This window comes from Candidatus Streptomyces philanthi (genome assembly GCF_059553635.1).
Genome location: NZ_JCANQV010000143.1, coordinates 1 through 14,986, shown reverse-complemented (window position 1 = coordinate 14,986; position 14,986 = coordinate 1). Strand labels below are relative to the sequence as shown.

Sequence of the window (14,986 nt, the reverse complement as noted above, 5' to 3'; positions counted from 1 at the left end):
GCCGTACGTGGTCGCCGTCAGCGGCGCGTACCCGCCCGGCGGCAGATGCCGCAGGCCGGACGCCTCGGCCATCTCCACCACCGCCGTGCCGTCGCCGCGCAGGGCGAACGCGGCGGTCACCGGTGTGCCCGCGGGCCCGGTGACCCGCGCCGCGTGGCGGGCGAAGCCGGCCGCGAGCGCCGCCTCCACCGTGCCGTCCCCGCCGTCCGCGACCGGGAGGGCCTCCACCGCCAGGCCGGGGACCACCCGGCGCAGGCCCGCCGCGACATGCCCGGCGACCTCGGCCGCGGTCAGTGACCCCTTGAACTTGTCCGCGGCGATCAGCACCCGCGGTGTCCGTGTCCTCGCTGCGTCCGCCATCGTGATTCCCCTTGTTTCCTCGGTGGCAGTCGCGCCGCCGCGACCCTATCCGGAGCATGTCCCGGCGAACAGGGCCCGCGCCCGGCCCGTCGCACGGGGGGCGACACGCCCGGGCGGGTGAACGGATTGCCGGTGTTTTCCGACGGCCCACACATTTCCGGCCCGGTATTCACCGCCGGGACGGCCAGGGGGAATACGGGAAGGAAATCCGGGGCGGGAATCCGAAAATACGGAAATCGCGTCCCGCGGTTGTGGAATTCCCGGACCGGCCGCCTCCGTATTCCCCTGGGCAGTGCGATGCGGCAGGGGCGGGGAACGTACGCCCTCACCGCCCCGGTGCCGGCCGGCGGCCCGGGGCTAAGCTCGGCCGTGTGACGACCATGGACTACGCCACCTATATCGCCGGCCTCCCCCGTGTCCTCGCCGGCGCGGGCACCGTCTTCCGCGACGCGGGCGGCCGCATCCTGCTCGTGGAGCCCAATTACCGCGACGCCTGGACGCTCCCGGGCGGGACGGTCGAGTCGGACGGCGGTGAATCCCCCCGTCAGGCGGCCCGCCGGGAGACCGCCGAGGAGATCGGCCTGGACATCGAGCCGGGTGCGCTGCTCGCCGTCGACTGGGTGCGCGGTCCGCGGCGTCCGCCCCTGGTGTCGTACCTCTTCGACGGAGGAGTGCTGGAGGCCGGGCAGTTCGCCGCGATCCGGCTCCAGGAAGAGGAGTTGCTGTCCTGGCGGCTGGTCGGCCGGGACGAGCTGGCGCGGTTCGTGGACGGTCCGATGGCGCTGCGGATCGGCGCCGCCCTGGACGCCCTCGACCGGGGTATCGGCCCGGCGGAGCTGGAGGACGGGCGGCCGCCGTTCGGGGTGTGAGACCGCCGTCGCGAAAAGGGCGGGCCGTCTCCCGGGGCGGCCCGGCCTACAGTGCCGCCATGGACAAGATCGCCGCGCGGCTGGCACGGGTGCCGGGAGTGGTCGGGGTGATGCTCGGCGGGAGCCGGGCGCGGGGGACGCACCGGCCGGATTCCGACTGGGACCTGGGCGTGTACTACCGGGGAGAGCCCGGTGCCGAGGCACTGGCGGCGCTGGCCGCCGAGGTGACCGGCGGGCCGGTGGAAGTGCATCCGCCCGGTGCCTGGGGTCCGTGGGTCAACGGCGGGGCCTGGCTCGAACTCCCCGACGGCCGCCGGGTGGACTGGATTCTGCGCGACCTCGACCGGGTGCGACACGTGTGGCGGGAGTGCCAGGAAGGGCGCTTCGAGGTCGGTACCCAGCTCGGGCACCCGCTGGGCTTCTGGTCCCCGGCGTATCCGGGCGAGGTGGCCTGCGGGCGCGTTCTCGCCGACCCCGGGGGCGAACTGGCCCGGCTCAAGGAGGAGACGGAGCACTACCCGGAGCCGCTGCGCGAGGCGCTGACCGGCACCGCCGTCTGGAACGCCTGCTTCTCGGTGGCGATGGCGGCCAAGGCCCGTGCGGACGTCCTGTACGCGGCGCTGTGCCTGTCGCAGGCGGTCGGCGCGCTCGTGCAGGCGCTGTTCGCCCATCACCGGCGGTGGTGCCTCAACGAGAAGGGCGCCCTGGCGACGGCGGCGGCGCTGCCGCGGACCCCGCCCGGTTTCGCCGACCGCGCCACGGCCCTCCTCGGCCGGACCGGGAGCGACGCGGACGAGGTGACGGAGTCCCTGGCGCGGGCCGAGGCCCTGGTGGCCGAGGTGCGGGACGTGGTCACCGGGGATTGAACGGACCGGCCGGGCGGAGCGGACTCCGCCGCGTCCGCCGCCTGGCCCGGCCGAACGGGCCGGGCGTCAAAATGCTTGGACGCAACGTCAACCGCGTGATTATGCTGCGCGCCATGTCCAGCCCCGAGGCATCAAGACGCAGGCCACCGGTCGTCCGGTGGCCGCACCGCAGCGCGTCGTAGCGTCCTTCCGGCGCCGCGCGTCCCCGCGTCGCGTCGTCACGCCGCCCGGAAGGTTCTCCCGGGCCCCTGCGTGACCTTCTGTCACCGGATCACCGTAGTGCGTGCTGCCCGCCGACGGTCCGGCCGTGGTACCGGCCGGTCGTCCTCCGCGGCGGCCGCGCGACCGTGCCCGCCCGTGGGGGCCGGGGCACGGGTGACCGCGTGGTCCGCCGCTTCCCTGTCGATCCGTGATGTGGTTGCGGAGTTCTGTGATGCCGTTCGCCCTGTACCTTCTCGCCCTGGCGGTCTTCGCCCAGGGGACGTCCGAATTCATGCTGTCCGGTCTCGGTCCGGGCATCGCCGCCGATCTGGGGGTGTCGCTCCCCGTGGCGGGGTCGCTCACCTCGGCGTTCGCCGTCGGGATGATCGTCGGCGCGCCGTTGACGGCCGTGCTGGGCATGCGCTGGCCCCGGCGGCGCGCGCTGCTGGTGTTCCTGACCGTCTTTCTGCTCGTCCATGTCCTCGGCGCGGTCACGGCCAGCTTTCCGGTGCTGCTGGTGACCCGGGTGGTCGCGGCGCTGGCGAACGCCGGGTTCCTCGCGGTGGGGCTGGCGACCGCGACGTCCCTGGTCGCGCCGGACGCCAAGGGCCGTGCCACCTCGGTGCTGCTGGGCGGCACCACCCTGGCCTGTGTGGCGGGAGTGCCCGCGGGTGCGCTGCTGGGCCAGTGGTGGGGCTGGCGTGCCGCGTTCTGGGCGGTGGCCCTTCTGTCACTGCCGGCCGTGGCCGGAATCCTGCGGTGGGTACCGGCGGACACCGCCTCCGCGGGCGGCGGTACGGGCGTACGCCGTGAGCTGCGGGCGCTGCGGCGTCCGAGGCTGCTGGTGACCCTGCTCCTGGGGGCGCTGGTGAACGGCGCGACGTTCTGCACGTTCACCTATCTGGCACCTGTGGTCACCCGTGTCACCGGGCTGGATTCCGTGGTGGTGCCCGCCGTCCTGGCACTGTTCGGTCTGGGCGCGTTCGCGGGGGTCACGGTCGGCGGGCGGCTGGCCGACACGCGTCCGGTGCCGCTGCTGGTGACGGGCGGGGCGGCGCTGCTCACGGGGTGGGTGGTGTTCGCGTTGGCGGCGGGGAACGCGGTCGCGGCGCTGGTGCTGGTCCCCGTCCAGGGCGCCCTGTCGTTCGCCGTCGGCTCGACGCTGATCTCGCAGGCGCTCTACGCGGCCACCGGCGCGCCGACGCTGGCCGGTGGCCTCGCCACGGCCGCCCTCAACGTCGGTGCCGCGGCCGGTCCCTGGCTCGGCGGCCTGGCCCTCGGCGCGGGGCCGGGATTCCGGGCGCCGCTCGGGGTGAGCGCGCTGCTGGTGGCCCTCGCCCTGGCCACGGCGGCAGCGGCCCACGGCGTACGGGCGGTCCGGTGCGGGAGCCGGGACGGAGCGGCGGCCGCCGGGTAGGCGGAGCCCGGGGGTGCCATGGGCGCGCGGAGCGTCCACGGCACCGTCCCCGGAGGTCAGCCGCACTCCCCCACCGCGAACAACGCCCCCTCGTCGGTCGCACCCGCCACGCCCCCGGCGTTCTCGAAGGCGAGCAGCCACCGCTTGCGGTCCAGGCCGCCGCCGTAGCCGGTGAGGCTGCCGTCGGCGCCGACGACACGGTGGCAGGGAACGATGATGCCGAGGGGGTTGCGTCCGTTGGCGAGGCCGACGGCGCGGGCCGCGGAGGGGGTGCCGAGCCGTGCCGCGAGCTCTCCGTAGGTGAGGGTGGCGCCGTACGGGATGGTGCGCAGGGCGTCCCAGACGCGGCGTTGGAAGGGGGTGCCGTCCGGTGCGAGCGGCAGGTCGAAGGTTTTCGCCGCGCCGCGGAAGTAGGCCCGGAGCTGGGTGAGGGCGGCGGCGAACGGCGCGTCCTGGGGGTCGGCCACGGGGCCGAAGGTGTCCTGGGGCGGACGGTGCCGCTGGTCGGTCATGTACAGGCCGACGAGGGCGCCGCCCCGGGCGACGAGGGTGAGCGGGCCCACCGGGGTGTCGTCCATGACGGTGTGGGTGGCGGATGTCGGTGCGGTGCGGGAAGCGGACATGACGGGTCTCAGTTCGTGGGGAGGTGGTTGATGGGGTGGTTGTCGGTGGCCCAGAGGTACTGGACGGCGTAGGCGCGCCAGGGGCGCCAGACGGCGGAGTGACGGACGAGGGCGGCGGGGGTGCCGGGCAGGCCGAGGGCGGCGGCGGCCCGGCGCAGGCCCAGGTCGGTGGGGGTGAAGGCGTCCGGGTCGCCGAGGGCGCGCATGGCGACGCAGTCGACGGTCCAGGGGCCGATGCCGGGGAGGGCGGCGAGCCCGGCGCGGGCCTCGTCACGGTCGCTGCCCGCGCCGAGCCGGAGCGCCCCGGAGGCGAGGGCGGCGACCAGGCCCGTGAGGGTGGCACGGCGGGTGCGGGGCATCGCCAGCTTCTCCGGGTCGAGATGCGCCAGTGCCTCGGGGGACGGGAAGAGATGGGTGAGGCCGCCGGACGGGTCGTCGACGGGGTCGCCGTGCGCGGTGACCAGCCGGCCCGCGTGGGTGCGGGCCGCGGCCGTGGAGACCTGCTGGCCGAGTACCGCGCGGACGGCGAACTCGTCGGCGTCGACGGTACGCGGGACCCGGCGCCCGGGTGCCGCGTCGACGAGCGGGGCCAGGCACGGGTCCTCGCGGAGCAGGCCGTCCACCGCCTCGGGGTCGGCGTCGAGGTCGAGCATCCGGCGGCAGCGGGCGATGGCCCCGGCGAGATCGCGCAGATCGGTCAGCGCGAGCCGGCAGTCGATGTGGTCGGGGCGCGGGGTGAGCGCGACGACGCCGTGTCCGTACGGCAGGCGCAGGGTGCGGCGGTAGGCGCCGTCGCGCCACTCCTCGACGCCGGGGACGGCGGTGGCGGCGAGGTGGCCGAAGAGGTTGTCGGGGCACAGCGGGCGGCGGAACGGCAGCCGCAGCGCCAGGGTGCCGGGGAGCGCGGTGTGCGGGCCGGGGCGGGCGCGCCGCCGCAGTTCGGTCGGGGAGAGCGCGAAGACCTCCCGCACGGTCTCGTTGAAGGTGCGGATGCTGGCGAACCCGGCGGCGAAGGCGATGTCGGCCATCGGCAGGGGGCTCGTCTCGATCAGGAGGCGGGCGGTCTGGGCGCGCTGGGCGCGGGCGAGCGCGAGGGGTCCGGCGCCGAGTTCGGCGAGCAGCTGGCGTTCGATCTGGCGGGGGCTGTAACCGAGGCGGACGGCGAGGCCGGGGACGCCCTCGCGGTCGACGACGCCGTCGGCGATCAGCCGCATGGAGCGGGCGGTGAGGTCGGCCCGCGCGTTCCATTCGGGCGAGCCGGGGCTGGCGTCCGGGCGGCAGCGCTTGCAGGCCCGGAAGCCGGCCTGCTGGGCCGCGGCGGCGCTGGGGTAGAACCGCATGTTCCGCGGCTTGGGCGGCACCACGGGACAGCTGGGGCGGCAGTAGATCCCGGTGGTGAGGACCGCGGTGTAGAACCAGCCGTCGAAGCGGGCGTCCTTGGACCGTACGGCCCGCAGACAGCGCTCGGTGTCGGTGTGCATGTCCTCAGGATTCCGCAGCCCCGGCGCCCTGGCTGGCGGAAATCCGACATCGATGTGCCGTGGCCGGGGGCGCGGCGGATCGCCCTCGCGCCGCCCCCGGCCCGTACGGTCCTACGCCCCGGCGAACCGGTCCAGCGCGGCGATCTCCAGCGCCCGCATCGTCTCGCTCCCCTTGTGCCCGGCGTCCTCGACGATCGTCAGTTCCGCGTCGGGCCAGGCGCGGGCCAGCTCCCAGGCGGTGCCGGGCGGGCCGCTGAGGTCCAGCCTGCCGTGGATCAGGACGCCGGGGATGCCGGCGAGGCGGCCCGCGTCGCGCAGCAGCGCGCCCTCGTCCAGCCACGCCCCGTGGGAGAAGTAGTGCGCGCAGATGCGGACCAGGGCCTGGCGCGCCAAGGAGGGCCGGTCGCCGTACGGGTTGGCCGCGCCGTGCGGCTCCATGGACAGCACGGTGTCCTCCCAGGCGCACCAGTCGGCCGCGGCCCGTTCCCGTACGGCGGGGTCCGGGTCGGCCATCAGGCGGGCGTAGTCGCCGAGGGTGCCGAGGATGCCGTCCGCGCGGTCGTCGGGGGCGGGGCCGCCGGACCCGGCGACGAAGCGTTCCCACTGCTCGGGGAAGAAGCCTCCGACGCCCTGGTAGAGCCAGGCGGTCTCGCTGCGGCGGGTCATGGTGACGCTGGGGACGACGATCTCCGAGACCCGTGAGGGGTGCCGCTGGGCGTAGGCGAGGAGCAGCGTCGATCCCCAGGAGCCGCCGAACAGCAGCCAGCGGTCGATGCCGAGCCGTTCCCGGAGCCGTTCCATGTCGGCGATCAGACGACCGGTGGTGTTGACGCCCATGTCGGTGGCGGGGTCGCTCGCGTGCGGGGTGGAGCGGCCGCAGCCGCGCTGGTCAAAGAGGACGACGCGGTAGCGCTCCGGGTCGAACAGCCGCCGCGTCCCCTCCCGGCACCCGGAGCCGGGGCCGCCGTGCACGACCAGCGCGGGCTTGCCGCGGGGGTTGCCGCAGACCTCCCAGTACACGAGGTTGCCGTCGCCGACGTCGAGCATTCCTGTCTCGTACGGCTCGATCGGTGGATACGTTCCGGCCATTTCTCTCCGCTCCTCGGTCGTTTCCGGGCACGCCCGCACACGGTGGACCGGCGGGGACGCGCCGGGAACGCCGGGTGCGTGGACGGGGCCCCGGCGCCGGGGAGCAACCCTACGGCCGGGGCCGCGGCACGTCACCGCGTTTCCGGACGGGGCGTCAGGCGCCCGGCCGCCGCGTCATCGCCCAGGTCCGCGGGCCGCCGTCGGGAACGGGGTAGTCCGCGGTGATCTCGAAGCCGAGGCGTTCGTAGAGGCGGACGTTGCGTGGGTCGGAGGTCTCCAGGAAGGCGGGGAAGCCCGCGCGGTCGGCGGCTTCGAGGCCGGGGGTGATCACCGCGGGGCCCAGGCCCTGCCCCTGGCGGGCCGGGTCCACGCCGGCCACGCCGAGGAACCACACCGGTTCGGCGGGCCGGTGCGGCCGCATCGCCTCCTCGGCCCGCGCGGCCACCTCGGCGCGGTCGCCGGCGAGTTCGGCCATCAGCGGCCCGACCTCGGCGAACGCCGTGACGGGGGTGTCCGGGGTGGTCCACACCGCCACCGCGTCGCCGTCGTCGGCGACCCAGACCCGGCCGTGGGCGAGGCCGATCCGGGAGACGAACAGCTCGTGGAAGCGTTCCAGGCGGGCCTCGTGGTCGTCGGCCGGGAGGGTGTGGCGGGTGAAGGGGTAGTCGGCGAAGGCGCGCACCAGGGTGCGGACCGCCCGGGGCTGGTCCTCGGCGGTGGCGGGGCGGATCACGGGCGTACGCGTGGTCATGGGTCACACCGTTGTCGTCGTCGCGGGCTCGGCCGTGCGCGGCACGGACGGTCCTGACGTGCGCGCACGCCGGTGCAGCGTCTCACACCGGCCCGGTGCGCTCCCGGGCCGGGTCGAGCAGCCGTATCCCGGTGATCAGGTCGGGGCGGATGCGGACGATGTGGTCCTTGCGCCGGTCCGGCCAGGGGTGGACGAGTCTCCGGTAACGGGCCAGCTGCGTACGGTCGGTGACGAGATGGCAGTAGCCGGTGGCGACGACGCTCCAGCCCGTGCGGGTCCTGGAGTCGATGTCGTCGGCCTCGTAGGCGACGACGACGTCGTGCGCGTCGTCCTGCTGGGCGTACGAGGCCAGGGCGGCGCCCTCGTGGGTGCGGATGATGATGTCGCCGCCGTCGAGGATGTGGTGGACGGGGCGGATGGCGGGCAGTGCGCGCTGGGTGAAGACGACCCGGCCGAGGGGGACGCTTCCCAGCAGCCGCAGGGAGGTGGCGCTGTCCAGTTCCACCGTGCGGCGGGGGGCATCGGCCGCGCCGCGCCGGCGGCGGGTGCGGGGCCTGACGCGGCGGCGGGGTCCTTCGTCGTTCACGGTGCCTTCCTGGTCGGCGGGGACCGCTCCCCCGCGCCGGCCGGTCCCCGACCAGGACCTGGAGGTGCGGACGAGGCGCATGGTCGGTCCCGTCGCCATGTGCGCGGGCGGCGTCCCTCGTCGTCGCGGATCGCGGCCGTCGGCGGTTCCGGCGGCCGGCATCAGTACACGGCCTCCGCGCGTTCCGTGCCAGGGCCGTTCGGCCCCCTGCCCGTGTGCGGGTGTCCCTCTGGGGCGCGCCCGCGCGGCCCGGCGTCCGCCCGGGGGCAGCGGACCCCGCCGCGTCCGGTACGGGCGGACCGGGAGGCGGAGGCCGGTCCGTACCGGTTCCCGACGGCCCGGGGACGCGGTGAGGTCGCGTGCCGGGGGTCGTGCGGCGGTGTCGCGTGGCGGGCGGGACGTGCGGACGCGCCCCGTGTGGTGCGTGCCGGGCGCGCCGGCCCCGGTCCGGTACCCCGGACGTGCCGGGGCGGGCGCGCCCGGCCGCCGCATCAGAAGATCACCGGTACCGGGGGGCCGCCAGGGCCGAAAGACCCTGCCCGACCAGGGCCGGACGGCCCCGGAGACTCGGTGCAATACTGACACGCCTTCCGGTTCACGGCCGGTGGTGCCACCGTCCCGGTGGCGGCGGCGTCCCGCAGGCGCAGCCGTCGTCGGGGGTTCACTGCTGTCCGCACGACGGCGCGGAAGGCACGTCCATGACCGCACGACCGCCTGACAGGAGCCGTTGCGATGCCCCGGTCCACACCGTCCCGGTGCGTGCACGCGGCACCGTGCGGAGGGGGAGCAGCGCGGGACGCGGGGACGGACAGCCGAGCAACACGGGCTAGGAGGCCCTCCTCATGAACTCTCCCGGACGTGACCACCACGACGATTACCACGCGCTTCTGGCGCGGCAGGACGCGATGCGGCTGCGCCGGCAACTGCTCTCCCCGTCGTCACGGCCCGCGGCGCCGGGCGGGGGGCGCGGTCAGGGGGACCCCCGTGAGAGCTACGACGGCGCGGCCGACCAGCAGACGATCCGGCGGTACCTGCCGCTGGTGACGCCGTTCGACGAGCTGATCTCGCACCTCTACGACGCCCTGTTCGAGCGCCATCCCTCGCTCCGCAGGCTGTTCCCCGAGTCGATGGACTTCCAGCGGGCCCATCTGGAGCGGGCGTTCTGGTACCTCATCGACGAGCTGGACCGGCCGGACGAGGTGACGGCCTTCTGCCACCGCCTGGGCCGCGACCACCGCAAGCTCGGTGTGCGCCCGGCGCACTTCACCGCGTTCGAGGCCGCGCTGGCCGAGGCGCTGCGCCGCAGCGCCGGGCACCGGTGGACCCAGGAGCTGGAGGGGGCCTGGCTGCGGATGGTGCGGTTCGCCGTCACCGCCATGGTCGAGGGCGCGGAGCAGGCGATCAACGAACCCCCGTACTGGAACGCCACGGTGACCGCCCATCAGCTGCGGCGCCCGGACCTCGCGGTGCTGCGGGTGCGGACCGCGGAGCCGTACGTCTACCGGGCCGGCCAGTACACGCACGTCCAGTCGCCGCTGCTGTCGCACGCCTGGCGGCCGTACTCGCTCGCCACCGCGCCGCTGCCGGACGGGGAGCTGGAGTTCCATGTGCGGGCCACGGGGCCCGGCGGGGTGAGCGAGGCGCTGGTGGCCCGTACCCGGGTCGGGGACACCCTGCGGCTGGGGCCCGCGCGGGGCGCGATGCCGCTGGAGGACGACCCGGGGCGGGACGTGCTGCTGGTCGCCGGCGGTACGGGCTGGGCCACGGCCAAGTCGCTGGTCCAGGGGCTCGCGACGCGTCATGTTCCGGGACGGACCGTGCATCTGTTCCTCGGCGCCCGTTCCTCCGAGGAGCTGTACGACGCGGACGCCGTGGCGCGGTTGCAGAACCGCTGCCCGTGGCTGCGGGTGGTCCCCGTGGTCGGCGGGTCCCGTGACGCGTCCGGGGACGGTCCGCTGGCCGAGGCGGTGGCCGCGTACGGCGACTGGTCCGGGCATGTGGTCCGGGTCAGTGGTCCGCCCGCGATGGTCGCGGGGACGGTGCGGCGGCTGGCCCGCCTGGGCGTGCCCGCGGAGCTGGTGCGCCACGACCCGGCGACGGCGGGGGCCCCGGCGTCCCGGCCCGACGCCCCGGGCAGCGGTGGCGCGGGCTCCTCGACGCTCGGCGAGGTACGGCCCCCGGCCACCCACTACCCGGGGTCCCCTGCCGCCCCGTCCGACTCGTACGCTGACCATCCGTGGGACAGCGGCAGCCGGTCGAAGGCTTCGTGACCGCCCGCCTCCTTTCCCGACCGGACGCCGACGGAGCATCTGACATGTCTGCACAGCCCTCCCCTGCCAGCCGGCCCGCCCTGCGGGTCTTCATCCTCGACGACCACGAGGTGGTCCGCCGGGGGGTCCGTGACCTCCTCGAAGCCGAACCGGACATCGTCGTCGCCGGTGAGGCGTCCACCGCCCGCCAGGCCCTCGACCGGGTGCCGGCGATCCGTCCCGACGTCGCGGTCCTGGACGTCCGGCTCGGCGAGCACGCGGGGGGAGGCGACCACGAGGGCGTCGAGGTGTGCCGGGAGCTGCGGGCGAGGATGCCCGGCCTGCCCTGTCTGATGCTGACGTCGTTCGACGACGACGAGGCGCTGTTCGACGCGATCATGGCGGGCGCGGCCGGCTATGTCCTCAAGCAGATCGGCGGCTCGGACCTGGTGTCCGCGGTCCGCACGGTGGCGACCGGCCAGTCGATGCTGGACCCGCGGATGGCGTCCCGGGTGATGGAGCGGCTGCGCGATCCGCACGAGGAGCCCGACACGGCGGGAGAGGCGCCCGAGCTGGCGCGGCTGTCCCCCCGGGAGCGGGAGATCCTCGACCTGATCGGCGAGGGGCTGACGAACCGCCAGATAGCCGAGCGGCTGTTCCTGGCGGAGAAGACGGTCAAGAACCGGGTGTCGTCCATCCTGTCCAAGCTGGGCGTCGGCCGCCGCATCCAGGCCGCGATGCTCGTCGAACGGCAGCGGGAGCAGCGGGGCTAGGGTCTGCCGTCACCCCCGTGGTCCGCCCGGAGGGCGGGCCTCGCGGCGTCCGGTGCGTGCGTGCCGGGCGTCGCGAGGCAGCCGGGGCTTTCACCACAGGCCCAGGGGCCCGCCCGTCCGGCGCCCGCTGCCGCGAGGCGCCGGACATCACGGCCGGGGCGTACGGGTACAGGCCCCGGGCCGCTTCTCTCCCCGGTTCCTCCGGGCTACTTGCCTTCCCTGGGCAGCGGGACCCGCCACACGATCCGGGTGCCGCCCGTCTCGGGGGCCTCCACGGCCAGGTCCCCGCCGTACTGCGCGGCGCGGGAGCGCATGTTGGACAGGCCGCCGATGTGCCCGCGGTCGGACCCTGCCATGCCGACCCCGTCGTCCTCGACGGTCAGCGCGAGCCGGTCGCCGGTCTCCGAGGCGGTGAGGGTGACGTCCACGCGTCGTGCGCGGGCGTGGCGTGCGGCGTTGCTGAGGGCCTCCGCGGCCACCGCGAGGACGTGGTCGGCGAGTTCGCCGGGGACCCCGGCGTCGACGGGGCCCTCGATCCGCAGTGACGGTGTACGCCCCAGGGCCCGGCCGGCCTCCTGAACGGTCTCGTGCAGCCGGCGGCGGAGGCCGGGGCCGGAGCGGGTGCCGTCGGCGGAGCGCAGGCCGAAGATCGTCGAGCGGATGATCTTGATGGTGGTGTCGAGGTCGTTCACCGCGCGCGAGACGCGTTCGACGGCGTCCGGGCGCTCGATGAGACGGGTGGCGCTCTGGAGCGTCATGCCGGTGGCGAACAGCCGCTGGATCGCCAGGTCGTGCAGATCGCGGGCGATGCGGTCGCGGTCGTGGAGAACGGCCAGTTCCTCGCTCTCGGCGCGGCGCTGGGCGAGTTCCAGGGCGATGGCGGCCTGGTCGGCGAAGCCCGAGATGGCGCTCACCTCGCTGGCGTCGAAGGCCCGGCGGCCGGGGCGGCGGCTCAGGCACAGCGCGCCGCGTGCGGAGACACCGGCGGAGAACGGGACGGCCACGGTGGGCCCGAAGTCCGCTCCGTCGTCCCCGCCGAGGGGATGCTCCGGGAACTCGGTGCCCAGTTCGGCGGTGGCGACGGGTTCCCCGGTGCCCGCCGCGCGGCCGGCCAGTGAGCCCTGGAGGGAGACGGTCCGGCCCTGCACGCGGTCCGCGTCACCGCCGTGGGCGGCGTCCACCACCAGGCGGCCGGAGTCGGACCCGCCGTCCGGCAGCAGGACGATGGCGAGGTCGGCGTCCGCGGCCTCCGCGGCGCGGCGGGCGATGAGGTCGAGGACCTCGCGTGCCTCGGTCCCGGCGAGCAGGCTGCGGGTGATCTCGCCGAGGGCTTCGAGCCAGCGCTCGCGCAGCCGGCTCTCGTAGTACATCCGGGCGTTGTCGATGGCGACGCCCGCGGCGATGGACAGGGTGGTGAGCACGGCCTCGTCGTCGGCGTCGAAGCCGTGGCCGCCGCGCTTCTCGGTGAGGTAGAGGTTGCCGAACACCTCGTCGCGAACCCGGACCGGGACGCCGAGGAAGGTGCGCATCGGCGGGTGGTGCTCGGGGAATCCGTAGCTGCGCGGGTGGCTGTTGAGGTCGGTCAGGCGCAGCGGTACGGGGTGGTGGATGAGTTCCCCGAGGATGCCGCGGCCGCAGGGGGTGCGGCCGATCTTCTCGATGAGGTCGTCGGCCATGCCGACCGGCAGGAACTGGGAGAGCCGCTGTCCGTCGCCGACCACGCCCAGCGCCCCGTACTCGGCGCCGGTGAGTTCGACCGCGGCCTCCACGATGCCCCGCAGGACCTGGGGGAGTTCCAGTCCGCGGCCGACGTTCATCACGGCGGCGAGGAGGCTGTGCATCCGTTCGGGTACGTCGAGCCGCGGCCACGCGGAGGCCGTATGCGGTGGTGTGTCGGGCATTCCTGCTGCTTCCTGGGCCGATCGGTCCTCAGCAGCGTACGGCACGGGCGTCCGCCCTGATCAGGCGCCCGTCCCCGACGAGCGGCCCGGGCCGATCGGACATGGTGGCACAGGACCTTGGGCCCGGCGCGCCACCGGCAGGCGGGTCTGTTCGGCCCTATCCGCCACCGGTACCCCCTCGCCGATCATGAGGCGCTGGCCGGGAAGGCCACGATCCCGCTCATCGCAGTCCGGAGACTTCCCGGTCCGTCATCGACGTACACATGGGAGGTCACCGTCCGGTGGACGAGGTACAGACACAACACCCGGGAAGCGGCGCGCCACGGTCCGCGTCTCCCGTGGTCCGCGAGACGGCGGCCCGGAGCAGCCGGCCGTCCTGGACGGACTGGCTGACCACCACGGATCACAAGCAGATCGGCACGCTCTACCTGGTCACCTCGCTCGTTTTCTTCGTCCTCGGCGGCGTCCTGGCGCTGCTGATGCGTGCCGAGCTGGCCCGTCCCGGCATGCAGATCATGTCGAACGAGCAGTTCAACCAGGCGTTCACGATGCACGGCTCGATCATGCTGCTGATGTTCGCGATGCCGCTGTTCACGGGCTTCGCCAACTGGATCATGCCGTTGCAGATCGGGGCACCCGATGTGGCGTTCCCTCGACTGAATATGCTCGCCTTTTGGCTGTTTCTGTTCGGTTCGCTGATCGCCGCCTGCGGGTTCCTCACCCCGCAGGGCGCCCCCGACTTCGGCTGGTTCCTCTACGCGCCGCTCTCGGACGCCGTCCACACCCCCGGCGTGGGCGCCGACATGTGGATCATGGGCGTGGCACTGTCCGGCTTCGGCAGCATCCTGGGCGCGGTCAACTTCATCACCACGATCATCTGCATGCGCGCCCCCGGCCTGACCATGTTCCGCATGCCGATCTTCACCTGGAACGTGCTGCTGACCAGCCTGCTGGTTCTGATGGTCTTCCCGGTACTGGCCGCCGCGCTGTTCGGCCTGGAGTGCGACCGCAGGTTCGGCAGCCACATCTTCGACGCGGCCAACGGCGGCGCCCTGCTGTGGCAGCACCTGTTCTGGTTCTTCGGCCACCCCGAGGTCTACATCCTCGCGCTGCCGTTCTTCGGCATCATCTCCGAGGTCATCCCGGTCTTCTCCCGGAAGCCGATGTTCGGTTACATCGGCCTGATCGCGGCGACGATCTCCATCGCCGGCCTCTCGGTGACGGTGTGGGCGCACCACATGTACGTCACCGGCGGTGTGCTGCTGCCGTTCTTCTCCTTCATGACGTTCCTCATCGCCGTCCCGACCGGCGTGAAGTTCTTCAACTGGATCGGCACGATGTGGAAGGGCTCCCTCTCGTTCGAGACGCCGATGCTCTGGGCCGTCGGCTTCCTGATCACCTTCGTCTTCGGTGGTCTGACCGGCGTCATCCTCGCCTCGCCGCCGCTCGACTTCCACGTCTCCGACTCGTACTTCGTGGTGGCGCACTTCCACTACACGCTGTTCGGCACCGTGGTCTACGCGATGTTCGCCGGATTCCACTTCTGGTGGCCGAAGTTCACCGGCAAGATGCTCGACGAACGACTCGGCAAGATCACGTTCTGGACGCTGACGGCGGGCTTCCACCTGACCTTCCTCGTCCAGCACTGGCTCGGCACCGAGGGCATGCCCCGCCGCTACGCCGACTACCTCGCCGCCGACGGCTTCACCACCCTCAACACCCTGTCCACCATCGGCTCGTTCCTGCTCGGCCTGTCGTTCCTGCCGTTCTTCTACAACATCTGGAAGACCGCGAAGTACGGCAAGAAGATCGAGGTCGAC

13 protein-coding genes are annotated in these 14,986 nt (G+C 74.0%); 6 read left to right on the top strand and 7 right to left on the bottom strand.

What is annotated here, in order from left to right; all coding sequences use genetic code 11:
• On the bottom strand, nucleotides 1-360 hold a 360-nt coding region (locus tag AC51EU_RS17860), incomplete at its 3' end, for a glycerate kinase (RefSeq protein ID WP_496267973.1).
• 380 nt (nucleotides 361-740) lie between these two features.
• On the opposite strand from AC51EU_RS17860, the gene AC51EU_RS17855 reads away from it, so the two are divergent.
• From AC51EU_RS17855 to AC51EU_RS17845, 3 genes are all read left to right on the top strand, one after another.
• A complete protein-coding gene (locus tag AC51EU_RS17855; protein WP_496267976.1) occupies nucleotides 741-1,229 on the top strand; it encodes an NUDIX domain-containing protein in 489 nt (162 codons plus the stop codon).
• 59 nt (nucleotides 1,230-1,288) lie between these two features.
• A complete protein-coding gene (locus AC51EU_RS17850) occupies nucleotides 1,289-2,095 on the top strand; it encodes a nucleotidyltransferase domain-containing protein (protein WP_496267972.1) in 807 nt (268 codons plus the stop codon).
• A 433-nt stretch (nucleotides 2,096-2,528) separates the two neighbouring features.
• On the top strand, nucleotides 2,529-3,713 hold the full coding sequence (locus AC51EU_RS17845; RefSeq protein ID WP_496267971.1) for a Cmx/CmrA family chloramphenicol efflux MFS transporter: 1,185 nt from the start codon (nucleotides 2,529-2,531) through the stop codon (nucleotides 3,711-3,713).
• 56 nt (nucleotides 3,714-3,769) lie between these two features.
• Here AC51EU_RS17845 and AC51EU_RS17840 read toward each other — a convergent pair whose 3' ends face one another.
• From AC51EU_RS17840 to AC51EU_RS17820, 5 genes are all read right to left on the bottom strand, one after another.
• Nucleotides 3,770-4,336 (bottom strand): methylated-DNA--[protein]-cysteine S-methyltransferase, encoded by a 567-nt coding sequence (locus AC51EU_RS17840; RefSeq protein ID WP_496267970.1) that lies wholly within the window; start codon nucleotides 4,334-4,336, stop codon nucleotides 3,770-3,772.
• An 8-nt stretch (nucleotides 4,337-4,344) separates the two neighbouring features.
• Nucleotides 4,345-5,817 carry an AlkA N-terminal domain-containing protein gene (locus tag AC51EU_RS17835; protein WP_496267969.1) on the bottom strand — a complete coding sequence of 491 codons (1,473 nt, stop codon included), beginning with the start codon at nucleotides 5,815-5,817 and terminating at the stop codon, nucleotides 4,345-4,347.
• A gap of 111 nt (nucleotides 5,818-5,928) precedes the next feature.
• Entirely contained in the window at nucleotides 5,929-6,906 is a 978-nt protein-coding gene (gene pip / locus AC51EU_RS17830) for a prolyl aminopeptidase (protein ID WP_496267968.1), read from the bottom strand.
• Between the two features lie 154 nt (nucleotides 6,907-7,060).
• The gene (locus AC51EU_RS17825) at nucleotides 7,061-7,657 is read right to left on the bottom strand and encodes a GNAT family N-acetyltransferase (RefSeq protein WP_496267967.1); all 597 of its coding nucleotides are present in this window, start codon (nucleotides 7,655-7,657) and stop codon (nucleotides 7,061-7,063) included.
• Between the two features lie 82 nt (nucleotides 7,658-7,739).
• Nucleotides 7,740-8,162 carry a pyridoxamine 5'-phosphate oxidase family protein gene (locus tag AC51EU_RS17820; protein WP_496267975.1) on the bottom strand — a complete coding sequence of 141 codons (423 nt, stop codon included), beginning with the start codon at nucleotides 8,160-8,162 and terminating at the stop codon, nucleotides 7,740-7,742.
• A 923-nt stretch (nucleotides 8,163-9,085) separates the two neighbouring features.
• On the opposite strand from AC51EU_RS17820, the gene AC51EU_RS17815 reads away from it, so the two are divergent.
• Nucleotides 9,086-10,513: a globin domain-containing protein gene (locus tag AC51EU_RS17815; protein WP_496267966.1), complete on the top strand. Its 1,428-nt coding sequence runs from the start codon at nucleotides 9,086-9,088 to the stop codon at nucleotides 10,511-10,513.
• A gap of 44 nt (nucleotides 10,514-10,557) precedes the next feature.
• The gene (locus AC51EU_RS17810) at nucleotides 10,558-11,265 is read left to right on the top strand and encodes a response regulator transcription factor (protein ID WP_496267965.1); all 708 of its coding nucleotides are present in this window, start codon (nucleotides 10,558-10,560) and stop codon (nucleotides 11,263-11,265) included.
• Between the two features lie 206 nt (nucleotides 11,266-11,471).
• On the opposite strand, the gene AC51EU_RS17805 is transcribed toward AC51EU_RS17810, so the two are convergent.
• Nucleotides 11,472-13,106, bottom strand: a complete 1,635-nt coding sequence (locus tag AC51EU_RS17805; protein ID WP_496267974.1) for a sensor histidine kinase — start codon at nucleotides 13,104-13,106, stop codon at nucleotides 11,472-11,474.
• A 341-nt stretch (nucleotides 13,107-13,447) separates the two neighbouring features.
• Between AC51EU_RS17805 and ctaD the strand changes: the two genes are divergently transcribed.
• A partial coding sequence (gene ctaD / locus AC51EU_RS17800; RefSeq protein WP_496267964.1) for an aa3-type cytochrome oxidase subunit I occupies nucleotides 13,448-14,986 on the top strand: 1,539 nt, incomplete at its 3' end.